We start from the raw sequence: 24,110 nt of genomic DNA, 5'->3' as shown, positions 1-24,110 counted from the left end.
GCCGTCAGGCCCGCACCGGACGATCGGTGCGGGCCTGACGGGCGGAAGCGACGAGCGGTTACGCCGCCTGGGCGTCCTGGCTGTCGGCGGGGGCGAGATGGGGCCACTTCTCGTGGTCCAACTCGGGGTTGTTGACCAGCCGCTCGACGTGGGAGAGCGGGTAGCCCAGTGCGGCGAGCAGCTCGAAGTAGAAGCGGGTGTCCTCGCTGGGGCGTCGCCAGCTGGAGTCGGCGTTCTTGTCGGTGTAGGCGAGGTCCCAGTGCTGCTCGCAGGCGCCGACGACCTGGGCGAGGCGGATCAGCACGGCCTGGGACTCGGTGGTGGACTTCCTGCGCAGCTGCACCGTGATCGGGTGCAGCTCGCGCCGGTGGTCCTTCGGTTCGTCCAGCTTGAGCAGGGTGCAGGCGTAGCGGTGCAGGGGTGCGGCGTCGCTGAGGTAGTCGCCCGCCAGCACCTCGGCCAGCCCGAGCCAGTGGTGCACCCGCGGCGGCAACACGATGTCCTTGGCCTTGGTCTTGCGCCACTGGGCGAAGTGCCCGGTCAGCCACTCCCGGCGGCCGGCTTTGGCGTCACGCCAACTCTGGTTGTTCTCCTTCGTGCGCTTGCGCTCGCCGGCCTCGAAGGCGCTGTCGGGCTCCGGCCGCGCCGCCCGCGCGAAGCGCAGCACGTGTCCGTGGGCGGTGTGGTCGGTGCAGACGTAGTGGACGTCCGGCTCCGGCCGGTCGTGGTCGTAGTCGATGTAGGCGGCGTGGCCGGGGCAGCCAGCGTGCGCCTCGGCGGTGAGCGTGTGCTCGGCCTGCTCGTCGGGGAGCAGGCCGTCGAGTTCGGCCACGTCGTCGGCCTCGGGGTCGATGATCGGCACCCCGCCGGCGCGCAGGCGCGCCTCGGTCTCGGCGATCTTCACCGAGGCGATCGTGTGGTGACCGTGCTCCGTGAACTGCACGCAGAAGTGGGTGACCTCCGCCTTCAGGTCGCGGTCGACCCAGATGGCGACCGCGCGCCCTGGGCAGGCGGCGTGCCCGGCCGGGTCGAGCGCGGTGGTGTCCTCGCCGTCGCACAGCTCGTCCAAGGACGCGCTGTCCTCGGGCAGGTCGTGTCCGGTCTCGATGATCGCGTAGCCCAGCTCGGTGAACCGTGCCCTCTCCTCGACCAGCTTGGCGCGCTGCTCGCGCTCACGCCGCAGCTGTCCGCGAGTCCACTCGAAGTTGCGTGGATCGCGGGTGAGGACCTCCAACAGCTTCTGGTGGGCCTGCTCGTCGCCGTCGAACTCCGCCAGCTGCGCCATGGCCAGCAGGTCGGTGTCGGGCAGGGCCTCGCTGGCGGCGCGCGTGCGCGGGTTGGTCGCGACCGCGAGCCCGGCCCGCACGCGCTCGGTCTTGCGGGACAGGGTCTGCGCGATCGCGTCGGTGTCCAGGCCGGTCAGGGACAATTGCTCGTAGAGACCGGCTTCCTCGGCGGGGGTGTAGCCCTCGCGGTGGATGTTCTCGATGCCCTGGGCCACCAGCACGTCCTGCCGGGTAGTGCCGGGCGCGTGGACCAGGACGTCGATGAGCAGGTCGGGGTTCTCCAGTTCCTTGACCGCGACCGCGGCGGCGGTGCGGTGGAAACCCACCAGCACACGCAACACTCCGTCCACCGGGTCGGGTGCGACGTTGACGATCGAGACCATCGGGTTCAGGCCGTGCTCGGCGACGGATGCCACGAGCTCGGGCCGCTTCAGGCGGATGTCGCCGACCTCGCGGGTGTTGCCCTCCGTACGCAGTTCACGCGGGTCGACCCGGTGCTGGAGGTACGGGTAGGTCTGCTCGGTCGTGGTGTCCACCGGCTCGACGACATCCGTGACGTCGTCGACAGCGATGGTGTCGGCGGTGGTGGTGCCGCGCTCGGCGACAGCGTTCGTGCTCATCGTGATAGCTCTCATTTCAGTGTGTCGTGGACATGGCGGTGCCGTGATCGAGTTACGGAATGTGCTGGTGTGGCAGGAGAAGGCACTCTTCTTCTGGTGCTGTGGCGGTTAGCGCGGTCCGGTGCGGACGAAAAGGCCCGGTTCTCCCATCATGTGGAAGGGCGAACCGGGCCTCCGTAACGGTCAGTCGATCGAGGGATCGACTCGGCAGCAGGTGACCGGGATGCCCTTCAGGTCGTAGCTGTCCCGGCCGCTGAGTGAGGCGTACTTGTCGGAGGAGTACGCCAGGGCCATGGTGGACTGGCGGTCCAACCTCACCACGGCCCTGGTGGTGCGGCCGGGTTCGATCGACTTGACGATGCCGGTGAGGCCGTTGAGGTAGGCGGGCTTCAAGCCGTACAGGGTGACCGGCTTGCCTTCCTTCACGTCGGCCGCGGCCTTGTCCCGCAAGAGTCCGCGACGCTTCTTCACGGCGTCGATGATCCGATCGAGATCGCTCTCGTCGGCCCGCTCCAGCACGAAGCCGATGACCTCGGCCATCGTTGCGGCGCCATCAGTCATAGCGGATGTCCCTCCTGGTGAGACCGACCCGACCCGGTGACCGGGTCGGGCCGGTGGTGTCGCCCCTGTTCGGTGGGGCGCACTCGACAAGGCGGTGCCGACGGGGGAAGGGGGCAAGCCGCGTGTAGTTCGCGGCTTGCCCCGGCCCGGCGGTGCCGCAGAGTGCGCACGCCCCACCGGACAGGGAAGAACCACCGGCCCACTGCGGCAGACTTCCCTGCCGATCAGGACTTCTGCCTCTGCGGAGATGAGTGACGCTTGGGCCTCGGCGTCGACTGGCTGACCTGGTCAGGTGGGCACGATCAGCGTCGCCTCACTGGCCAGTGTGTCGGCGAGGCGCCGCAGTGTGTCGAAGCCGGGCTCGGGGTGGACACCGGTACCCCTGTCACCCCACAGTGAGGTGCCGCTGTGCCAGTTCGACGGATCGTTGTCCACGACCGTGGACCATTCACGAGTGGCCGTGAGCACCTCGGCGATGGCGAACGACTGCCGCTCGTAGCTGTCGCGCTGAGCACGCACGCGGAAGGTGTGCTCGCCGCGGCGATAGAAGCGGACCACGGTGTAGCGATGGCGACCCGGGTCGCTTCCCAGGGTCTCGTGGAATTGGACGAGTTCACCGGGCGCTTCGAGCCAGCCGAGGAGGGCGCTCAGTGCGTCGAAGACGTGACCTGAACGGCGTTCCGGGTCCTGCTGCCGGTAGTCGGCCTGCTCGGTGTCCCAGTTGTATCCGACGACGGCTTCGATGAACGCGACGATCTCAGGCGGGGCGATCCTGGCGGATTGCTGGTCAAACGACATGGGCTTTCTCCGTATCGACGTGACGATGGGTGCCCCGTCGACTCGGTGGCTTGCAACCGCTGATCCATCCGGTCGTGCAACCGACTCGCTTCTCGATCGGAAGTGGCCTGCCAAGGTGGTCGAATCGGCTGGCGAAGCCGCCTTGTCGGTGGGGCGCACTCGGAAGGCGGCGCCGTCGGCACGCAGCGGCAAGCCATCTTTTGCGGCTTGCCTCTGCGTGCTGCGGTGCCGCAGAGTGCGTCGCACCCATCGACAAGGCGGCGGACGGCCGGTTTGGCTGGCGAAGTATTGTATGAATCCGATTACGAAATACGGCTCGGCAACGCTCCAGAAGTGACGCGGCCTCCGACCGCGGGGTCAGGTTCGGGGCTGAAGGGTTCGCCACCGCCCTGCCAGGAGCGTTGCGGCCACGACACCGACAGCACCCGCTGCGCCGGTGACGACGTGCGGGTCGACAAGTTCGGCGGCAAGGCCGCCGAGGGTGACACCGGTGCCTTGGGCGGCCTGCATCGTGGCGACGGCGAAGCCGATGGCCTGGCCGGGGTGGGCGTCGGGTGCGCGTAGCACGAAGGTCGGCTGTGCGACGACGTGGTAGCTGGACGCGGCGCCGGACAGCACGAACAGCCCTACGACCACGGGTAGTGGCGGGTCGAACAGGCAGCCCGGCAGCGGTACGCCGGTTCCGATGGCCAGCAGCGGCATCAACCGGAGTTGGACCGGCTCGGCCAGGACGGCGATGGCGAGGGACGCCGCGGCGCAGCCAGCGAACAGCATGCCCATGGTCGCCGGCCCGCCACCGAGACGCGCGGAGTAGGGGGCGGCCAAGGCTTCGCCGAGGATGTAGGTCCCGGACAGAGTTGCGTAGCCGACGAGAACCAGCAGACGCCGGTCGCGCCACACCACGTCCGCGCCGGCACGAATCCGCTCCCACCACCCGAGCGGCTGGGAACCCCCCGTGGCGATCAATGGCACGAACAGTGTGACCAGCAGCGCGGAGGCGACGAAGGTGGCGGCGTCGGCCAGGAGCGCCCCGCCGGGGCCAATGGCGGCGACCAGGATGCCGCCGGCGGCGAACCCCAGGATCTGCCCCAGTTGCGTGACGGTGGACAGGGCGGCGACCCCGGTGCGCATCACGGCCGGTGCACCCGCCAACTGGACGTAAGCACACCACCTACCAGGGCAGGCCATGAACACGACCACGGCCGCCCGAACGAGGTCGGCGACGATCATGACGGTGCGCCGCGGGTACCGATCGGCCAGCCCCGCGAGCAGCAGACCGCCGAACAGCGCGGGCAGGAAGGTGAGCGCATAGGCCAAGGCGGACCAGGCGGCGGCCATTCACCTGGTCGGCGGCGCCCATCCGGACCCGGGCCGCTTCGCTGTCGCCACCTGTTGAACACCGAGCGGCGACACTCCGCGTCTCGACACCATCCGTCTTGACCGTCGCGCCGATCGCACGCGCTGCTCAGTACGCCGGTCCGTGTAGTCGGCGGCGGCGCCGCAGCGTCACGGCGCAGGAGGGATCGCCCGATGGTGTCGGGCGCGTGCCGGCACCATGCAACGCATGCACGACGTCTATGCACGTGAGGCCGCTCCGTCGAGGACGCTGCTGTTGGTGGTGGCAGTGGTGGTGGCTCTCTCGCCGGTCTCAGCCAGCAGAACCATCGGCGGGGCACACACCGCGCTCGGCGTGCCCACGATCGCCCGCTGGGCGCTCTACGCCTTGCCGCTGTTCTCCTACCTCGGAATCACCAGTTACTGCGTTGGACGGATGGCGGACCGACGACCCGGACCGGCGACCCGGACCGGCGACTCGGACCGGCTCGACAACGTCAAGCGCGCGTTGCATTGGGCCACGGCCTGGCTTGTGGTCGCAAATACGCTCGGCGGCTACCTCCGTGTGCCGCAGGCGGGAGTTGGCGCCGTGATCCTCGACGTCGTCTCGGCGGCCGGAGCGATAGTGCTGCTTCTGCTGCTGGCCCGGAAGCCTGCGGCGCGCGGACGGGCGGCCGACTCGACTGCATAGCGGGCGGAACAGCGGACGTGGCGGCGCGAACGTCAGGTCGCGGGCGCACACGTGCTGGGCTGGTGGCCCGCACCCATGCGCCTGTTCGCCCGCGCGGCAGCCTGTAACTCGGCGAACGCCCCGGACGACCCGCGACCGGCGCTTCCTGCGCCCTCCGGCGCTCGCCGAATGGTTCACAACATGCGAAAACACCTCGAACTAGTCCGCAACGACTTCTGGACAACGGCTCCGAGGCAGCACTGCGCGTACGACCAGCTTCCCGAATAGTCGCCGCTTCAAGTGAGGGACGATGAGCGAAGACGACACCACCCCCAACTGGTGTACCGCAGGACAACCCGCACCAGCCCCGGCACGTTCAACGAGAGGCGACATCGCGATCGACTACGGTAACAGCCTCCACTCCTGGACCCCTGGGCTGACCTGCCCAACCCCGTGTCCAACATCCGACGTGAAGTCCGTTCATCTCGCTGCGTAAGCTGTTGGCTTGTGTGCCTGTCCGTGATGTCGACGTGCACATCGACGCTCCACCGTTCGAACGAAGGACTGAGCTGTGCCCGACCGACCTGAAATTGTCTGCATCTGCGGTTCCACCCGGTTCATGAACGAGATGCGTGCGGCGAACCGCGATTTGACGTTCGCCGGTGTCATCGTCGTCGCGCCAGGTGAAGCAGACGAGCTGGTCACCAACGAGCAGAAGTCCGTGCTGGATGCCCTCCACCTGCGCAAGATTGACCTGGCTGACTGGGTTCTGGTCGTCAACCCCGGCGGGTATATCGGCGAGTCTGCGAGCAGGGAGATCGCATATGCTCACGCCACCGGCAAACCGATCTCGTTCACCGACCCCGTCTGACCGCAGTGAACGCTTGGTGGCGCGCGGCGACAATCTGTCATCTGACGGCCTTCACACGTAGTTCTACGTTAACTTGTCGTGAAGTGCTCAGGTGGCTGATCCGATGGTCGTCGGGTGGATCGAGCACCGTTCCCTGTCCTCCGCGTTCGCCCGCAGAACGTTCGTGAGTAGCACTGGCTTCTGTTCGATCCCGGTGCCCAGGCCCGGCCAGGCGGCGCGGCATCCGAGCGCGGTCCGTACTGATTGGCCCATGACCAGGCGATGGCTGCACTCCTAGCCCTCGCGTGTGTCCCCGATCGCCGGTTCGTCCTCGTCCAGCCACGCGCGCACCGCATCGGGCCGCTGCTCATAGGCTCGCCGGGCCGGGCGCTGCGGGGTCAAGCCGTGGCGGCGCGGCCGCAACCCCCATGCTCTGCTATTAATAGGTCATGTCCACGCCGGTGGCCAGTCGGTAGTCAGCCATCGCCACGCAGACGACGTGGCCCGATCCTCTCCACTGACCAGTTCAGCAGGGTCGGGGCGTCCCGCGTGGGTCGCCAGACTGTCGCGACGGTTCCACCGGTAAGCCCGCCACCAGGTGCCCACCGAGCGTTCGGGCACTCCGAACACCTCTGCCGCCGTCTACCGATATGTCCCTCCACCTGACCGGCCTCCAACGCGCCACCACCGGCAACTACAGCACCTCACGCTCTGCGAGGGTTGATAATGGACTCCGGCTGGAGTACTAGGGGACATCAATGCTGCCGGGCTGGCCGGACGGCATCGAGTGGTAGGTAATTGCGGCAGTTGCGAGTCGGTCGAGGATCGTGGCGAACACCTCGTCGGCAACGCCGAGGTAGAACCGCACCCATCGCGTCTCGCTGTCTACTCCTCCGAGGGAGGAGTCCTCGATGCTGGCGTGGGCGATCAGGATCCCAGTGCGATCCAGTAGGTACCGCCGGTACTGCTCGGCCCCATCGGGCAAGCGGGCCCACGCTGTCGGTATAGCCACCAAGACATAGGGCGTGAACTCCCCAGGGCTGATCATCTCCTTCGGCCAGCCGAGTTCTTGTAGCGTGCAGGCAAACCTGCTGCGCTTGTCGGCCAACGCCTCGCGTTGCGCGATGGCATCCTGTTCGCTGATCGGATCTGCAAGGTACTGCGCGACGGCCCATTCGTGGTGTGCGTTGCCGGGGAATCGTCGGCGGAACGCAAAATCCAGCAGGACTTTCAGCGTGTCGGGGTTGGCAATGAGCGTGCCGACTCCCCAACCGTTGACGCCGACCTGCTTGCCGAGCGACCGCACGGCACACCAGTCGAGTTTGCGTTTGCTGTTGCGGGAATCAGCGAGGAACTCGAGTAACGCAGCGGGCGCGGAGACCGGCACGGCGTTGGGCGTGCGCACCTCGAAGTACGGGTCGTCGAGGAGAACAGCGGCGTTGTGAGCGGCGGCGAGCTCGAAGAGGCCAATCAGGGTTTCCAGTGACCAGCCGCGCCCAGTGGGATTGTGCTGGGCGTTCACGATCACCATTGCAAGCCTTCTACTGCTCTGCGCTGCCACCTTTCCCGCCACGTTCTGCGCGTCGGCTATATCGGGCAGCCAGTTGTTGTCGGCGCGCAACGGCCAGTAAACCATCTCGAAACCGGCCTCAGCAAGGGGGCCAGCGTAATCCCAGCACGGGTTCGCGCACAAGGCGACAGGAACCGCCCGATCGCCGCCGCTAGTGGCCGCACGTGCGCGCAGCAGCCTCCCGAAGTCACCGATGACTCCACGGGTCCCTCCTGCGGTCAACGCGATCTGGAAGTCGTCACCGTACTGACCGACGTGATCAAGGCCGGTGGTGCGTATCAAGTAGTCGGCGATGGCCTGCCGGGCGGCGGGCAGGCCGCCCATCGACGCTTGATACCCGTGCAGCTCACGCGGTACCTCTCGTGCGTAGTCCAGCAACCGTTGGGGGACCTGGGCTGAGGTGAACGACGGGTCTCCGATGGATGTCATCAACGGCGGCATCGCGCGACCGGAGTTAAGATATTCGTCGATGAGGCGCGCATCCCGGTAGACCGGAAAGCCGGGGTCGTGGACGAATTCCGAGATGTTCATGAGGAAGCGGCCCGGTGCTGATGAACCAGGCTGGTCGCTTCGTGCAGGATCGGATAGAATCGGGTCTGCACCCTGGACCATAGATAGCGAGATCCGTTTGTGCCGCCGGTTCCGGATGCGACGGCTCCGATCATGGCCTCGACCATAATCGCGTGTTGTGCTCTCCACCGCACCCAGTCCAAGTCGTGCATGCGCAGCGCGTTGGCGAGTTCGGCCGCCGGACCGCCGCTGGTGAGCGCGTCGAGCAGGCCTTCTGCATCGTTGGCGCGGCTGCCGACGACGTTGAGAAAGGCGCCCCATAGGTTGGGTGATGTGAGCCGCCTCTTCAGCGTGCGGAGCTCCTCACCGCTGGCATCGAGCGCTCGCAGGCGCTGGCAGGCCGTCTTCCGGTGGCCGGACAGGATCTCGATTACCCAGAACTGCGCCGATTGCATTCCACTGGCATTGCCGAGCGCATCCCGGAACGTTGCGAACTCTGCCGGGCTGATCATACCAGGCAGCACTGTCAATAGGTTGGTGAGCTGCTCGGTTAGGGCACGGGAACGACGCAGGCAGGTCAGCGCGGCCGCCACATCCGGCTCCCGCTCACACAGGCTCGTGATCGCGAGTTCGAGTTCCTCGATCTGCTGACTGAGCAGCAGCTCGGCCATGTGGTGTAGCCCGATGAAGCGACTCTCCGCACGCTCCTGCGTGCGGGGGTGGTGCAATGCTTTGAGCTCGGCGAGGTGCAGGTAGTCGCTATAAGTGCCCTGATCTGAACCGGCACCGCGCGGTGCGCGACCGGAAAACTGATGCGAGCAGGCGTAAGCGTCCGGCGCATGCATGAGCTGTCCTTAGGATTGGAGTGGTGGGGCGGGAAAACCACCTTCGACGTCTTCGATCGACTTGGCCACGCGGAGACAGAGGGTGTCCGCGCCGATCGGGCCGATGATCTGGAGTCCGACGGGCAACCCGTCGACGATGCCGGCGGGCACCTGGGTTGCCGGATGGCCAGTCAGGTTGGCCGAGCAGGTATTCACGATCATGTCCAGCGCAGAGCCGATCCAGTCGGCGCGGGAGATGTCCGGGCCGGGCAACGATTTCGGCAGGTACGGCGCGGTCGGGGTGACCAGTACGTCGACCTCGCCCAGGGCCTTGTCGTAGGCGTCGGCAAGCAGTCCTGTCAGGCGCATCGCGGCGGCGAGGTACCACCCGGCGGGCCGGTGTCCGGCGTGGGCGCCGGCCGTGGCCGACAACGCGACGGTGGCGGCGAGGTTCTGTGGGTTCGCGAGCCGTGCGGCGGCGAAATGCTCGACGAGTTCAGGGTCGGCGTGCAACGCGGTCTGGACTGATCCTCCGTTGCCGGCCAGCAAGTCGGGCGCGCCTGCCTTCAGCGTGAGCATCATGGCCAAATCCGAGCCGCGGGTATGTTCCGGGACGCTGACCTCGGTCACCGTTGCGCCCGCTTCAGTCAGCCGGGCTATGGTGGCTCGGACGGTCTCGTCGACGGCTGGCTCAGAAAGACCGGGGATCGAGAACGCCTCGCGAAGCATTCCGATCCGCAGGCCACGGATGCCACCCTCTAGCGAGCCAGTCCAGTCCACAGGGGAGTCAGTGAAGCCTTGCCGCAGGTCACGTCCGTCGCGTTCGGCCAGTACCGCCATCGCTCTGGTCACGGTGTAGACGTCGCGGGCGAGTACGCCGAGGGTGTCTTGGGCGACGGTGAAGGGCATCGCTCCGGTGTAGGGAACCACGCCTCTGGTTGGTTTGTGTGCTACCAAACCGGTTCCGGAGCCGGGAAGGCGTACGCTGCCCGCCTGGTCGGCACCAAGCGCGAAGTCGACGAGGCCGGCGGAGACCAGTGCAGCGCATCCCGACGACGAACCGAAGGTGGCATGCGTATTCCGCCAGGGATTTCGAACAGGGCCAAGCGCGCTGGTATGGCTCGAGGCCGACAGGCCTAGGTCTTCGGCATTTGCGCTTCCCCGTAGCTGCGCTCCGGCCTCCAGCAGCAGTCGCACTGCGGTGGCGTCCTCGGTGGGCTGGTAGCCCTCGATCAGCCGGGATCCCGCGCACATCGGCCAACCGGCCACGGCGATATTGGACTTCACCACCCAGGTGAGGTCGGCCAGGCAGCCGTCGGGGGTTCCAATCACTGAACCGGTTACGTACCAGGCGTTGAACGGGTTGCGATTGGCGGACGGCCGCTGCCATGCCCGGTCCGGCCGGTTCCGTTTGGTCTCTTGGTGCCAGAGTTCGACGGCGTCATGTGCAGCGGCAAACGTCCCCGCGAGCTCGGCATATAATGCCGCCTCGCTAGCTGGCAGCGGTAAGCCGTTCCGTTTACCATGCGCAATTACGTCAGCCGGGGTAGGCGGAGTCCACGACACATAAGCTCCTAGTTTTATGATGACGTCGCCAACCTGTGACCGACTGCAGGCCCGCGCGGGTCGCAACCAGTTGCGGCATGATCCAGGCCGGGCAGCCCATCGTTGGAATTAGCAGCCCAGCTAAACCCTGACCACCTATGGTGAGACGCTCCTGGGGTGAACTGACCTTGGACCGAACCAGCGATTCGGCCAGCGGCTCCGGCGGCGAGTAGCTCTGACCGATGCGCGTCTGTTCGATCCTGGGCTGCAGCCGAAAGCAGTGCCGCTCAGATTTCCAGGCCGACCTCGCAGGGAAACAAGACTGATACGCCAACGGGCTCCTCTGTGAAAATAACCCTTTTGGAGAGCGCGGAGACAAACCCGAGCTCAAACATTGTGCCCTTTCCGACAATGCCGTCAGGGTTGCACACGATAATTGCATCGGATTGGCCGAACTGTGCCATATGATGGTACTTGTGCCGCCATGTGTCGCGTTCGTTCTTGAGGAAATCCTGGTAGTCGAAAAGGATAAAATTGGTGCCTTCGGTCTCCGGCTTGATCCTCGTGGTCAAAGGGCTCAGTACGACGGCACCGCTTTCGCGTAGTCGCGTGATGACGTCCTCGATGTACCAGAGGGAGTTTTGGAAGCTGCCACAGACGGCAACATTCCGGAACTCCCGACGAATGACGCCCTCAAGTATGCTGGTAGAACCTCCTGGAGACCGTCCGGCTTCAGAGTAGAATTGCTCCAGTTCGGGTCCTACGATGTTGAAGTACAAGCCGGTGTCGACATAGAAACTGTTGACCAAACTGGCCGCGTCCGCTTGTGAGAGTCGTTGAAAGACCCCGGTCGCGTATACCCGGATGCTCTTGTGGTCAGCAAGTTCTACGAAACTGCTGACCCTGTCGAAGGATTCGCAAATTAAGTCTGCCAACGCTCCGGGTGCGAGACTACCCTCAAATGCCTGCGGCTGTCTTTCGAACAATGTCAACACGCCGCTCCGGGAGTAGTAGAGGCTCACACAATCTGATTCGAAGTGGACCAGAGCTCTGCTGTCTGTCGTCAATGTGCCGTCCCCTTGCATTTTCGAAACGCTTTGCCTCGAGCGACCGTCAACCGCCCTGCGCACCATGGAGGTGGTCCACGCCGCAGTTAGTATCTTCCGTCGCGTAGGGCGCCGACGTACTTCTCGATGAACTCATCTTTTCTTCCGGAATTGTACTGGGTAATAAAGCGCGGATGCTCCAAGGGGACGATCTTTTCGAAGAAGTGTTCCTCCGTGTTGACTTGTGACAGAAACTTGAAGTTTTCACCGCTCCCGATGCAATAGCACACCGATGTGTCGGCTCCAAATTCCAGTTGACGTTTCAAGGTTCCTACGATGAAGGGGCGGAGGCTCTCCATCAACTTTTTTGTTTCGTAGTAGTTGGCGTTGACCTCGCGTCCCTTGGTGTTCGTCCTCGACACGCCGAGGGGGCACACGAAACTCATGACGAAGTCGGTATAGAACCTGTCGCGTCCACCGTAGCGACTGATGACGTCGTCTATGAACCCGGTCGAGACTCTGCTTATCGCGTAGCCCTCGATTTCGATACCGCTTTGACTCTTGAGAAGCTCGGCATCCGCAAAAGGAACGCCCGTCACGGCCGTACCACGTCGAGCGGGTGAACTGCCCAGAACTAGACGGCGCGGCTGATGGTCGTCGTAGAACTTCCGGTAGAAGGCAGTTGTCACCTTTCGAACATGCTCCTTCAGCGATCCGCTGAACGGATTGATCACGTTGAACCCAACGGGGACCTCGACAGCTGTCGTGGCGAGCTCCTCGTTGAACTGTAGTACCCGATCGGCAACAGTCGCCCGACCGCTCATCGCATGGATCCTTCCGTTGATGCTGGGTGAAATTGCCCTCAAACTAGTCCGATCGCACCCGGCTGTGATGCGACTCGGCCTTCCCGCAGAAGTACTGGACGTCCTTCACGTGGCCGCCTGACGGAGCGCAGTCGCCGTCACGTGGCGACCCCCGACAGGTAGATCTCGGTTCCTGTCGCGGTCATTCGGATGTCTTCGAACCCAACATTGCCGAACTCCGTGCGAATCGACCGCGCAGAATTCAGCCCGCGATATAGGTCCACGAAATCGGTGTCCGGGATGATCAGGCCCGGAACGACGCTGTTCTCCCGTTCGGCGCACAGGAAACCGTTGGCCACGGAGACGATTATTGCCGCGCCAGGTTTGAGGACCCTGTGTGCCTCCGATGCCGCTCTAGCCGGGTCGAAGAACGACGAGTTGTAGGTTCTCAAGGAGACATACAGGTCGTAGTTGTTTTCCGGGAGGGCAGACAGGTCGTCGGCACTGGAGATGATTACTTTTGACGACGGAACTCGCTGTCTGGCACTTTGCAGGCCGCTTTGCGCAATATCGACGAAAGTGATTTGTGGGCAATCCAAGAACAATGTTTCTGCTTCCTGCCCTCCTCCGACGCCGACGTTGAGGATATTGGCCGTGGCGAGAGGCATTGTGACTGAACTCTTATAGACCGATTTAAACTCCTCGGCCCAATTCGGGTTGACAGACCGGGCGTCGTTTGTATAGTCATAAGAGCCGTACTTCGCGTCAAATGCTTCAGACAGCGCATCGTATACGGCCTGATCGGCCACCTCGTGCTCGATCCCATACCTCTTGCAGATAAGCGAAGCCAGTGCAAACCTCTGCCTGTGCGCATTGACTTCGCTCCTGGTCAGGGTAAACCCTTTGGAGTCCAGGCTAGAGTGCACTGCCTCACCAATGCGTTTCTTGAAGTAGTAGGGGTTGCACTCGATACTTTGCTCGCTCACTGTATAGAATTGGCGGTTCTGTTTGAGGATTTCACGCTGTAAATCGTCAGGGAAACGGTATGCTTCACGTGAGGTAGTGACGGGGTCGTTATCGAGGTAACTGGTCAGCGCTGGATCCGGTAGGCCGATATAGATCTTGTCGTTGCCTACCTCCTTCAATAGTTCTGCGAGGTCAAAGGAGTGGTCTCCTGAAAGCGTGTTGATTGTCAGGTATAAGCTGTCCGCGTTGGATTCGCCGAGTTCTTGTAGCTTGCGCCGCAAGATGTGGTACCAGGATGCGCCGCGTTCTTCGCCTTCGAATGCAGAGCAGATCAACCGGTCGTCTTCAGACACCAGAGCAACGCCGACCTTCCGGCCTGGTTGTGGAGCTCTCTCCGCTAGGCCAATGGCGTAATTCATCCAGTAAGCGCTGTTTGGGTTCATCTGGGTCTCGACCTCCCGCGTCGGTGGTGTGCAGGTATTGCGCAGCACAATGAATAGCTGAGAACCCTGGCAGTGCGGTGTAATGACAGGGACTTGCACGGCTCGACTGTGTAGCGGGCGGACGGGAACGTCAAAGTGTGTGGTCTTGACGTCAATTCAGAAGCGTGCGTGGCGTGGTGTACCTAAATGTGAGTGTTCCTCCGGTGTTGATGTGGGGTACCACACGTTGATCGTCGTCCGGGCCCCCCTGTCTTGTTACTCCGCCCGAACGGAGTAGATGCCAGGGGACGGCGGCAGTGCGCGACCGATCCTGCTTACGTGGCGGCGACGAGCGTGAGTCGCTGCGCTCGGTTCCCGCGCGGGACGGTCGGCGCGCACCGGGTACACCTTCAGACGATGAGTGCGGCGACTGTGCTGGCACGGGGGGTGTCGCGGTCCATGCGTGGCCGTCCTCGGTGGCCGGTCGGTGTGCGCGCGTGGTCCCTTCACCTCGCGGGCGCCCGGTCCCGGTGACGGAAGGCTCGTCACCGGGACCGGGCAGGCGGTTACGGGCAGCTGATGCACGCGCTTGCGCACGTGGCGCCGCAGTTATCCCGGTGAGCTGCACCAGCACATCGAGCGCCGGACCCGATTCCGCAAAGCGGACATCGAGGTCGAACAGATCCGGTTTCACCCTCGGCGATGCAGCCACCCCGAGATCGACCTTAACGGTCATGGACATCTCCTCCTTGTCATGACGTTTCTTCCTCAGAAGGTTCGTCAGGACCAGGTCACGGCGACTCGCGTGTGCGTCTTGTCCAACAGGAGCCCGCCTTGGGGAAGCTGCTCGTCCGGCGTCGCAGACGGGTAGGCCCCGATCCGGGCGGACAGGCTCTGGCCGTCCCAGGACCGGATGCGCTCCAGCATCTGCTCGATCAGCTGCCCGGCGTCGGAGCCATACCCGTACACTCCGAACTCGCGCGCCGACGGGTCACCGTCGACTGGGCGCAGACCGAGGTAGGCCAGGCTGCCGCCTGCGGCGACGGCGGGCACACCGAGCGGCCAGGCGTGCGCCACGACATCCTGCGACTGCGCCTGCCTGGTCGCCATGAGCAGACCGAAGCCCAGCAGGCCCAGCGCCATCCACAGGTGCAGACCGTCGAATCGGCCTTCGCCGCCCATCGTGACGCCCGACCACACTTCGGTACGCGGCTGCCTGAGCACCTCGCCCAAGCCCTCGACATCCACACCGGGATCGTCGTCCAGCCGCAGCACCACGTCGTCACCGTGCAACGGGATGTTCAGCTCCGTGTGGGCGCCCAGCCCCCGCATCGGCACGAAGGCGCACAACTCGTAGCCCTGGCTGACCAGGTGCTCACCAACCCGTTGGAACACCACCGACCGCGTCAGGCTGCGCAGGAGTAGCGGAACGACGGTCCTGCCGTCTTTCACCAGCTGCTCCCACCACGCCCGCGGCAGATCCCACGCGGCGACCGTGACGATGATCCGGTCGAACGGCGCGTGCCGGGGCACCCCGTGCTCGGCGTCCGCCTCCACTACGTTCACCGCGTGATATCCGGCCGCGGCCAGGCATTCGCGTGCCCGGGTCACCACCTCGGGGTCGATGTCGACCGTGGTGACCTCGCCGGTCGGACCGACCAACTCGGCGATCAGCGCCGCGTTGTAGCCGCCGGAGCCGATCTCCAGCACCCGCATGCCCGGCTGGATGTCGGCCTGCTCCAGCATCATCGCCTGGATGTGCGGGGCCGACACCGTGCTCACGGCTTCGCCCTCATCGTTCCACTTGGTCAGCAGCGTGCCCTTGGCCGCATACGTCTTGTCCAGCGGCTCACCGGGACCGAACAGGTGCCTCGGCACTGTTGACAGGGCGGCGATCACGGCGTCGCTGCGCGCGGCACCCATGTCGCGCAGTTGGTCGACCATCGCCTGCCGGAACGCCTCGGGGTTGGAAGCCGCAGCTTCCGCACCAGCATCAATGTCACTTGCAGTGTTCACCGGTCACCTTTCACACATTCGCCGCCACCCGTGTAGATCGCACGGGTGCCGGCCTGTCATCACACTTCGCAGATCACGTCGTCCGGCTGTGTTCGCAGCCGCTTCCCGCAACGACTGTCGGCACTATGGGTCCGGGAGGGCCATCCGCCGACCCAGCTGCCTCAGGGGCCTGGTGGCTCCGGACCACGCGTCGAGGTAGGACGCGTTTGCCGGGGAGACCACGAAGGTGGTGGTCCTGACCGTCCTGTGGACGGGGGAGCGGTATGGGTCGGGAGCGGCGTCGTCGGCGGAACTGCCAGCGTCTCCACCTCAGCCGGTGGGGTGTCGTAGATGAGTGCTCCTGGCCGGAGTGCTCGCCGGCTGCGGCCAGGAGATGGTCCACCGGTTGTGCTTCTTGTCGACGACATGCTCCTCGAATCGCTGACCACTCGGTGTGCTTGCCGGAGCAACATGGAATCGCGGACCGGGTCCGCCACGATGGTCACGGCTCCAGACTCGAAGCAGCTCGGCAAGTTTCTCCACGAGTTCGGCGGCGTCGGCGCCGTAGGCGTGCACGCCCCACTCGACGTTGCCCTCGTCGGCCTTGCGGGTAGTGACGTAAGCGAGACTGGTGCCGTAGAGCGCCGCCGAGGTGGCAGTCATCCGCCCCGGTAGGGTGATCAAACCGGTGTCCTTCTCCGGGTTGAGCAGCAGGCGGCAGAAGCCAGGCAGGGTCGAGGCCAGCCACAGGTGCGCGTCGGCCCAGGGCTCGAACCTCCTGAGGGTCGCTCCGGTCCAGACCTCCACTCGCGGTGTGCTCAGCGCTGTCTCCAGCGTGGCCGGGTCGACGGGGATGTCGGTGTCCAGGCTCAGGACGACCTCGCCCTCGCGCAGCGGCACCTGCCGTGCCTGATGTGCTCCGGCGCCCCGCATTGGCACGAAGCCGAACATCTGTGACCACCGGCTGATCAGCCCGTGTCCATCGCGTTCGAACACGATCACGCGCGGCAGGTCTTTGATCACCATCGGTACCAGCAGAAGGCTGTCCTGGGCGAGCTGCGAGATCCAGGCCGGCGGGATGTCCCACGAGCCCACCGTGACCACGATCCGGTCATAGGGTGCGTACTCGGGCACCCCGCCGTCGGCGTCGGCGAGCACCACGCTGACCCGCGAGTACCCGGCCTCATCGAGGAAGCGGCTTGCTCGGTCGGTTACGTCGGGATCGATGTCGACCGTGATGACTCGACCGGACGGGCCGACGAGTTCGGCCAGAAGCGCGGCGTTGTAGCCGCCCGAGCCGATCTCCAACACGCTCATGCCGGGTGCGAGGTCTGCCTGCTCCAGCATGTACGCCTGGACCTGCGGAGCGGAGATCGAGCTGAGAGGGCTACCGTCCTCGTCGCGCTTGGTGACGAAGCCGTTGTAGAGGCGGTAGACCTCGTCCAATTTCGCGTCGGGAGCGAACAACTCACGGCGGACCTTGCGCATCGCCGCCTCGACCGTCGCCGAGGTGATCGTCCCTTCGGCGATGAGATCGTCGACCACCTTATTGCGGAGTTGCTCAGCTCGATCGCGAGCCGCGACCTCGCTAGCCGGAGCTGCGGATGACGTCTTGTCGATCACGAAGGGTTCCTCGCTTGCTCACAGAAAGATGAGCATTGCTTATTACTGGCGTCAGATTCTGACGAACCGTATCGCGGCGATCACTGACCGCAATCGTGCGGTGGCGCCTCCTGTGCTGTCTTACAGGGTTCGTCGCCGGTGGCACTTGCGTCTTTCGCAATCGGAGTGGGCTGTGGTCCGGGAGGTGGGGGAACGCTGCGGGGCGTTCCCCCACCTCTAGCAGCCCGCCGACGGTGCGCGCGTGGTGTGGTCGGCGGGGGTGACGTGTCGAGCCGCGCTGGTCGGGGGCGCGGCCGGCTCGACGGCGATCAGGTGCCGGTGGGCTGTGGCCCAGACCCGGCAGCTCGGGGTGCGACCGCGTCGCCACCGGGGACGGCATGGGCAGCGGCCCTTCGAGTCGGGCCGGTGCTGCTCGATCAGGTCACGCACGGTCGCCGTCAGCTTCGGCAGCTCGCCGTCCAGGAGCGACACCCGGGTGGCGTCGTCGCCGAGCACGACCATGCGTTCGAGGTAATCCAGATAGTCGGTGATGCCGCCGTGCAGGCCGGCGGCCAGGACTTCATCCATCGAGGGCTCCCGGCAGGTCCAGGGTCGGCTGGTCGGAGGTCGCTGCGGCGGGTGGCCAGAGGACTGGATGCAGGTCCAGTGGGATGAGGTACCCGACGGGGATGCCGAGTGCCGCCAGTTCGCGGGCTGCGGTGTCGAACGGGCCGCACGGCCACGACACGTCTCGGCAGACGGTGCACTTCCCGTGCTCACCGGGCGGCGGCAGGTGTGTGGTGGCGACGCCGACGGCATCGGCGGCTCGGCCCAGCGGGCTGTCCGCGGCCACGGCCAGCGCCACGATTCCGCGCCACTGCTCGGCCACGGGTGGCCTACAGCCCGAGTACGGCGGAGGCCGTGGTGGGCAGTCGACGCCGGCCGGTGCGCAGCTCGGCCAGCAGGTCGTCGTAGGCGTTGACGAGGGCGACGACTTCGTCCATCGTCGCCTGCGTCTCGCGCCCGGCCGACGCCCCGCGTGAGGGCGGCACGCGGTGCGTCAGTTGCCGCCAGTACGCCCAGGTCATCGCCATGCGGTCCACGAGCCGGCCCAGGGTCTCGGTGTGCAGCAGCGCCGCGGGCGGGCCGGCGGGCAGCCTGTCGTGCACCCACCGGTCGATCTGCTCGACGAGGGCTTCGCGGGCGCTCGCGCAACTCAGCAGGACCCGTGCGGCGGCGGCGAGCACGTGGTCGTTGTCGTACAGGTCGCGCTGCGCGGGTACGGCCTGGACGCGTTCGAGGTGTTTGCGGGCCAGGACCGAGACCGCGACCAGGATCGGGTCGGAGCCTGTGGGCGGTTCGGCGCCGCATGCCCGGATCACCTCGGCACCGCCGGGCAACAGGTAGGTGTCGGTCTCCGGTGTCGACGTCGCGTCGACACCGATGGTCGCGGTGGCGGATCGTCCTGCCGTGGTCGTGAGGCTGCGTGTCATGGAGGTCCTCCCTGGGCCGAGCCGGACACCGTCCACAACACTCCGGCGCAGGGGTGTGCCTCTAGGCTGAACCGTGACTCACGGTGGGTTCACGCCCACTCACGGCCAACAGGGGAACAGGGCGGTCATGGTCGACGACACGCAGGTCACCGACGCGGGCGGCGACAAGGGCAACGCCTTCGCGGCGGAATTCGCCCGCTGGCGGGACGTGCGTGGCCTGTCCCGCGCGGCACTGGCCCGCAAGATGGACTACGACCGTTCCTACGTCTCCAAGGTCGAATCCGGCGCGGAGCGGCCGTCGCGGGAGTTCGCGCTGCAGGCCGAGACCGTGCTGGCCGCCGGTGGAGCGTTGCGTGAGGCGTTTCGCGCCTTCGAGACCGGCCGTGAACCCCGCGTGCGCCCCAACGCCGCGGCCGAGTCGAAGGAGCCGGCGGGCACCGGTGGTCTGGTGGTGGACCACGACGACGCCACCCTGCGCTACGACGCAGGCGTCTACCGGCTGACCCAGCGACGTCGCCTGGTCAACGACGGGACCGAGCCGATCAGCCGCTACCTGATCCGCATCTCCGTCGACCGCCACCCCGGCGACCCCGAACGCTCCAACAAGCTCTACAGCGCCGACCCGCTCACCTGGGACGAGATCGACCTGCACGCCTGGCACGGCCCCGACCGCGCCGAGCCGATGACCTGGAGCGCCCACCACGACCGCGACGCGTTCAAGGAAGTCTGGCTGCACTTCTCCGGCGAGACCGGGCACTTCCCGCTCTACCCGGGAGAGTCGACCTGGATCGAATACGAGTACACCGTCCGCGAGGACCACTGGGGCAACTGGTTCCAACGCGCCGTGCGCCTGCCGACCACCACCCTGTCGGTGACCCTGGACTTCCCCGCCGAACTCGCCCCGGTGGTGTGGGGGCTGCACACCTCGATGACCGCGGAGGCCATGCCCTTCCGCACCGCCATCACCCGCACCACCACAGACGACCGCGTCCGATTCGCCTGGTCGTGCGAAGACCCGCCCCTGCACGGCCGCTACCGCCTCGAATGGGACTTCCGAGGCCGCACCACCACCGACATCGACCAGCCCGTACGGCCGAGTCAGACCATGGCCGCGCTCGGCGTGGTCCAGGAGGGCGATCCGCTGCTGCGCCGCACCGCCCGTTCCTTCGACCTGCCTGCCGAGGCCGAGGACGTCCGCCGGGTCATCACCGAACTGCACTCCGCCGCCCAACGCATCGCCGGCGCCCACAACTTCGGCAAGGGCATGGGCGTGGCCGCACCCCAGATCGGCATCGACCGCGCCGCCGCCCTGGTGCGACCACCGGGCACCGACCAGGTCATCACCCTGCTCAACCCCCGGATCATCGAGACCAGCGCCGAGACCGACGAGCAGTACGAAGGGTGCCTGAGCTTCTTCGACGTCCGCTGCCTCATCCCACGCCCGCTGCACATCCACGTCGAACACACCGACATCACCGGCGAACCGAAGATCACAGTCTTCGAGCGGGGTATGGCCCGACTGGTCGCCCACGAAGTCGACCACCTCCACGGCATCCTCTGCCACGACCACCTGCCCGACGGACGACAGCCCACACCCATCGAGCAGTACCGGGGCACCGGCCACACATGGGCCTACAACGCCTACTGACGCTCCTAGACGGTCCCCCGATCGGCGGGCGAGCCGAACCTGCCACTTCAACACGTCGGCCGGCTCAGGCGGAGAGCAGCAAGTCGCGGTCCTTCCAGGCCAGTCGCAGTAGCGTCAGCGCGCCGGAGGTCAGCCGTGGCTCCAGTCGATCGATAGCGTCTGCGGTGAACGGCACGCCGACTCGACCGTCCATCGCGACTACGCGCCCCTCGTCATTGGTCATCACCATGTCGCCGAACAGTTCGTCGAAGGTGTTGTCGTCAATAACCGCGACGGTGCGTTGGTTTGTCCCCAAGCGGAGCGGGTCCATGATCAGGCCGTAATGCCACAGCCTGAGTCGGCCGGCCGCTCGTGCCGCTTCGAGCGAGACGAAGGGCTCTTCCATGGCGTAGGCGATCGAGCGGGGCCCGTTGCCGTCGTGTTCGGGGTTGCCGAGGAACTCTTCGGAGAATTCGCGCATGATGTTGCGCCACAGGGAGAAGTCGTTACGGATGTCCACCGCCGCCACCGACGAGGGTTGGAATTCGCCTGCGGGCATCAGGCTGGCGATGTTCCGGCCGTCGGCCACGGCTCTACCGTCCCGCTCGTGGAGCACGAACCGGTGGTCACTGCGGGCTCCGCGGCGAATGGTCAGGGTGTTGATCCCGGGGGACATGAGCAGTCTGCCCGGGTCGAACGGGTCGCCGATCGCGCTGCGCAGGGGCAGCGCGGACCACTCGGGCAGCGCGCCTCCCGAGGCCACCCAGGCGGCCTTGAACTCGTGGGCCAACGCCTCCCTGACGTCGAACACCTCGAAGTAGGTCGTGGTGCCGAAGGTCAGCGTGAGCGCGTCGTGCCGGGAGATGCCCACCAGGCGGTAGCTGAGACGGTTTTCCAGCAGGCGGGGCCGGACGAGGTCCCGTACCGCGCGACTGTAGCCGGCGTAGCGCTCCCCGCGGCCGGTGAGTGGAACAACATGGTCGATTGGTCCGAACCTGGGCGTGGGGCTCGGGGCGTCGGAGAACTCGACCCGAACCGAGTCGAGTTCCACGGGGTGCTCCAGCAGCCAGCCGGGACCGGCCAGGACGTGGCCGCCTGGAGCGCGTATCTCCGGTGGATACAGCCATGCGGCCAGTTCGGCCAGTTCGCGACCTCGGGCACCAGCGGCTTGCCGTACCTTGAGCCACTGCTCTTGGCTGAGCCGCACATGTTCAGCGACGTCGGCGGCGGATCCCCGGTTGATACGATTGCGTACGCTATCCGGCGAGGCGCCATCCGTGTCGATAGGCGACTGGCCTGCGATTCGAGGTCGGTCCAGATGGCCATGTTGCGAAGGCCGGGCATCGTTGATCCAAGAAGACCGTGAATCGGTCGCTGGTGTCTCGTTCACGGATTGACTGCTTTGTAGTTCGTCCGTGATCGGCAGGCCCGCGAGCAGACGGTCGAGTTGATCGATGGTGACGTGCAGCGCGTCGGCCAGAGGTCGACGCTGGTCGGCGACCGGGGTGCTGGTGCCTGCTTCCCAGGTGCGGACCGCTCTGGCACTGACGGTCAGCTTCTCGGCGAGGCTCTCCTGGCTGTAGCCGGCCTTGACTCGCTGTTGCTGAAGCGCTTCGCGCCGTGCCATCGTCCGCTCCCCGTGTCCGACCCGACACGATAGCTGGCAGGGTCGGAGAACCCGCAGGTCAACTGTGGTACGTCCGGTGTCTTTCACCCATTCGAACTAACGGGCGTGTCGCGAGATTTCCGCAAAATTGCCGCTTCGTCGCCTGGTTTGTCGATCATGCCGGAGGTTGGCTGATGCATAGGTCCGGTGCCGGCGCTCCTGAGCCCGATGCGGCTGATCATCTGCACTTCGACGGCCGTGACGGATCCACATCGACCTGTGCTGCCGGCTCGAAGGGGATGACTCATGACATCGGTCCTCGCCGCCTCGATACCACTTCGTGTGGGACCTGGCATGTTCCGCCAGACCAGGCGGGGACACCGGTGCAACACCTGGCGCTACCACGGCAAAGCCGGGTGGGAATGCCTGCACGGGCACGTCCTGATACGCCAGGACATCCGGGCCCGTCCCTACTGACGAATCCGCTCGTTCGGTGACGCGTCCGTGGTCACACCTGCCATCGCAAACGCCGTAGGGGCAACACGAGCGCGCCGTCATGCTGCGACCGGCGAGCTGTCCACGAACCAGATCAGCCGTGCCGAGGGGATCGACATGTCCGCGCCCTTGCTTTCGCGTCCCGAGGAGAACGTTCCGCCTGGAAAGCGCGCGCCGCTGCGTGCGGTGCCGGTGCCGTCGACTTGGCCGATCCCCACTCCCCGCGGCGGTTTCGTCGACGGGGAGCTTCTTCCGGCGGGGCATGCGGCGCGCGCCGTGGACTATCTGTTGGGCGGCGGGTACAACCTGCCGGCGGACCGCGCGCTCGCGCAGGACTGGATTGCGGTCAACCCGGCTGCCGCCCGTTCGGCGCAGGCTGCTCGCGCGTTCCTGGTGCGCGCCGTGCGCCGTGTCGTCGTGGCCGGGGTCGACCAGCTGGTGGACCTGTCGACAGGCGTCGCGGCGCTGGGCGCCCCGCACCAGGTCGTCGACGACAACCGGTTGCGGGCCCGCACGATCTACCTCCACTCCGAGCCGATGCTGCTGCACCTGGCCAGGATGCTCGTACCCACGCCGCACGCAGTGGTCGAAGGTTCGATGCACGCGCCAGAGGAAGCGTGGACGGCCGCAGTGACCGCCGGCCGGTTTGTTGCGGGAGAGCCGGTCGGGTTGTTGGCCGTCGGGTTGGCGGATCTTGTCGGCTCGGCGGAGGAGCTGTTCGCGGTGTTGTCCGGGTGGCGCGCTGCGGTGCCGCCGGGGTCGTGGTTGGTGCTGTCCCAACGGTTCGACACCGCCGTGGTGCGCGGCGTCGAACCGGAGGAGAAACTGGCGGCCTTGGTGGTGGAAGCCGGGTGGACGCTGAGCGAACCGGTGGTGCGTGCGCCCTACTGGCACCCGACCTGGCTGCTTGACCTCGATGCGGTCCCGCCCGCCGTGCCGGTGTGCGCGGCAACCTCCGGGTAGCTCGACAACAGGACCGGGGGCGCGAACCGGGATCTTCTCTCCGTATTGCCGCCTGTGACGATCACCAAGGCGATGTGTTCTGTAAACCTGCCCCAGCCTCACCGGCCGGTTCGATTCCGACTGCTTCACCCGCCTGGTGTCGCCGGTTGCTTTGCGTGCTGGCGAACCCTGTGATTTGGTCGACATGGGACAGCTCGCGCACGAGTTGCCAGCGTTCGTGACGGTCCATCAGCGATCGAATCGGCCACGGTCATCGTGCCCATCATGGAGGTGTACGACGCCGAGCTGCATCCGCTCCCGGCACTGTTGACGGCGCAGGATGCGTGGTGAGCGCAGAAGTGCGGATGAACGGGCCCGGCAGCCGAAGTCGCGCTGCAGGGCCCGTCGTTGTGCCCGGAACCACTCCGCATCCCTGGCGACCGGTGGGGGTTGCCCGTGATATCCGCCGAGACCGTCACGGTCGTCTGGTACGGATGCGGTGGTGCCGTCTTCCCCGCGGACGCCCTATCGCCGAGGGGAAGTC

Annotated in this window: 21 protein-coding genes; 4 read left to right on the top strand and 17 right to left on the bottom strand. The window is 66.0% G+C overall.

The window, feature by feature from the left end; all coding sequences use genetic code 11:
• Positions 1-58: 58 nt before the first annotated feature.
• The 4 genes from ACRAKJ_RS25780 to ACRAKJ_RS25765 form a co-directional block, all read right to left on the bottom strand.
• Positions 59-1,906: a ParB/RepB/Spo0J family partition protein gene (locus ACRAKJ_RS25780; RefSeq protein WP_438921973.1), complete on the bottom strand. Its 1,848-nt coding sequence runs from the start codon at positions 1,904-1,906 to the stop codon at positions 59-61.
• A gap of 183 nt (positions 1,907-2,089) precedes the next feature.
• Positions 2,090-2,446 (bottom strand): hypothetical protein, encoded by a 357-nt coding sequence (locus ACRAKJ_RS25775; RefSeq protein ID WP_447008697.1) that lies wholly within the window; start codon positions 2,444-2,446, stop codon positions 2,090-2,092.
• A gap of 309 nt (positions 2,447-2,755) precedes the next feature.
• Positions 2,756-3,265 carry a hypothetical protein gene (locus ACRAKJ_RS25770; RefSeq protein ID WP_438921975.1) on the bottom strand — a complete coding sequence of 170 codons (510 nt, stop codon included), beginning with the start codon at positions 3,263-3,265 and terminating at the stop codon, positions 2,756-2,758.
• 357 nt (positions 3,266-3,622) lie between these two features.
• Positions 3,623-4,603: an MFS transporter gene (locus ACRAKJ_RS25765; RefSeq protein WP_438921976.1), complete on the bottom strand. Its 981-nt coding sequence runs from the start codon at positions 4,601-4,603 to the stop codon at positions 3,623-3,625.
• A 226-nt stretch (positions 4,604-4,829) separates the two neighbouring features.
• Between ACRAKJ_RS25765 and ACRAKJ_RS25760 the strand changes: the two genes are divergently transcribed.
• Positions 4,830-5,291 carry a hypothetical protein gene (locus ACRAKJ_RS25760; RefSeq protein WP_438921977.1) on the top strand — a complete coding sequence of 154 codons (462 nt, stop codon included), beginning with the start codon at positions 4,830-4,832 and terminating at the stop codon, positions 5,289-5,291.
• Positions 5,292-5,841: 550 nt separating this feature from the next.
• Entirely contained in the window at positions 5,842-6,141 is a 300-nt protein-coding gene (locus ACRAKJ_RS25755; RefSeq protein WP_438921978.1) for a hypothetical protein, read from the top strand.
• Between the two features lie 273 nt (positions 6,142-6,414).
• Here ACRAKJ_RS25755 and ACRAKJ_RS25750 read toward each other — a convergent pair whose 3' ends face one another.
• From ACRAKJ_RS25750 to ACRAKJ_RS25695, 12 genes are all read right to left on the bottom strand, one after another.
• Positions 6,415-6,522, bottom strand: a complete 108-nt coding sequence (locus ACRAKJ_RS25750; protein WP_447008696.1) for a winged helix-turn-helix domain-containing protein — start codon at positions 6,520-6,522, stop codon at positions 6,415-6,417.
• 343 nt (positions 6,523-6,865) lie between these two features.
• Positions 6,866-8,221 (bottom strand): aminotransferase class I/II-fold pyridoxal phosphate-dependent enzyme, encoded by a 1,356-nt coding sequence (locus tag ACRAKJ_RS25745; RefSeq protein WP_438921980.1) that lies wholly within the window; start codon positions 8,219-8,221, stop codon positions 6,866-6,868.
• Complete coding sequence (locus ACRAKJ_RS25740; protein ID WP_438921981.1) at positions 8,218-9,045, bottom strand: tryptophan 2,3-dioxygenase family protein; 828 nt, start codon at positions 9,043-9,045, stop codon at positions 8,218-8,220. The genes ACRAKJ_RS25745 and ACRAKJ_RS25740 overlap by 4 nt, the downstream gene beginning before the upstream one ends.
• Positions 9,046-9,054: 9 nt before the next feature.
• Complete coding sequence (locus tag ACRAKJ_RS25735; RefSeq protein WP_438921982.1) at positions 9,055-10,590, bottom strand: amidase family protein; 1,536 nt, start codon at positions 10,588-10,590, stop codon at positions 9,055-9,057.
• A 266-nt stretch (positions 10,591-10,856) separates the two neighbouring features.
• Positions 10,857-11,591, bottom strand: coding sequence for a hypothetical protein (locus ACRAKJ_RS25730; RefSeq protein ID WP_438921983.1), 735 nt, complete (start codon positions 11,589-11,591; stop codon positions 10,857-10,859).
• Positions 11,592-11,722: 131 nt separating this feature from the next.
• Positions 11,723-12,439, bottom strand: coding sequence for a uracil-DNA glycosylase family protein (locus ACRAKJ_RS25725; protein WP_438921984.1), 717 nt, complete (start codon positions 12,437-12,439; stop codon positions 11,723-11,725).
• Positions 12,440-12,576: 137 nt separating this feature from the next.
• The gene (locus ACRAKJ_RS25720; RefSeq protein ID WP_438921985.1) at positions 12,577-13,926 is read right to left on the bottom strand and encodes a methyltransferase domain-containing protein; all 1,350 of its coding nucleotides are present in this window, start codon (positions 13,924-13,926) and stop codon (positions 12,577-12,579) included.
• A gap of 660 nt (positions 13,927-14,586) precedes the next feature.
• The gene (gene fxlM, locus ACRAKJ_RS25715) at positions 14,587-15,822 is read right to left on the bottom strand and encodes a methyltransferase, FxLD system (protein WP_438921986.1); all 1,236 of its coding nucleotides are present in this window, start codon (positions 15,820-15,822) and stop codon (positions 14,587-14,589) included.
• Positions 15,823-16,131: 309 nt separating this feature from the next.
• A complete protein-coding gene (fxlM, locus tag ACRAKJ_RS25710; RefSeq protein WP_438921987.1) occupies positions 16,132-17,424 on the bottom strand; it encodes a methyltransferase, FxLD system in 1,293 nt (430 codons plus the stop codon).
• Between the two features lie 216 nt (positions 17,425-17,640).
• Positions 17,641-17,991, bottom strand: coding sequence for a hypothetical protein (locus tag ACRAKJ_RS25705; protein ID WP_438921988.1), 351 nt, complete (start codon positions 17,989-17,991; stop codon positions 17,641-17,643).
• Entirely contained in the window at positions 17,984-18,292 is a 309-nt protein-coding gene (locus tag ACRAKJ_RS25700; RefSeq protein ID WP_438921989.1) for a hypothetical protein, read from the bottom strand. Before ACRAKJ_RS25700 ends, ACRAKJ_RS25705 begins: the two co-directional genes overlap by 8 nt.
• 7 nt (positions 18,293-18,299) lie before the next feature.
• Positions 18,300-18,896 (bottom strand): DUF4254 domain-containing protein, encoded by a 597-nt coding sequence (locus ACRAKJ_RS25695; RefSeq protein WP_438921990.1) that lies wholly within the window; start codon positions 18,894-18,896, stop codon positions 18,300-18,302.
• A gap of 127 nt (positions 18,897-19,023) precedes the next feature.
• Here ACRAKJ_RS25695 and ACRAKJ_RS25690 point away from each other — a divergent pair, with 127 nt between their 5' ends.
• The gene (locus tag ACRAKJ_RS25690) at positions 19,024-20,544 is read left to right on the top strand and encodes a peptide deformylase (protein WP_438921991.1); all 1,521 of its coding nucleotides are present in this window, start codon (positions 19,024-19,026) and stop codon (positions 20,542-20,544) included.
• Positions 20,545-20,608: 64 nt separating this feature from the next.
• Here ACRAKJ_RS25690 and ACRAKJ_RS25685 read toward each other — a convergent pair whose 3' ends face one another.
• Entirely contained in the window at positions 20,609-22,150 is a 1,542-nt protein-coding gene (locus tag ACRAKJ_RS25685; protein ID WP_438921992.1) for a helix-turn-helix domain-containing protein, read from the bottom strand.
• A 591-nt stretch (positions 22,151-22,741) separates the two neighbouring features.
• On the opposite strand from ACRAKJ_RS25685, the gene ACRAKJ_RS25680 reads away from it, so the two are divergent.
• Positions 22,742-23,587 carry an SAM-dependent methyltransferase gene (locus ACRAKJ_RS25680; RefSeq protein WP_438921993.1) on the top strand — a complete coding sequence of 282 codons (846 nt, stop codon included), beginning with the start codon at positions 22,742-22,744 and terminating at the stop codon, positions 23,585-23,587.
• Positions 23,588-24,110: the final 523 nt, after the last annotated feature.

The organism is Saccharothrix sp. DSM 118769 (genome assembly GCF_052936295.1).
Note: the sequence above shows the minus strand (reverse complement) of the source record. Positions and strands in the feature narration are given on the sequence as shown.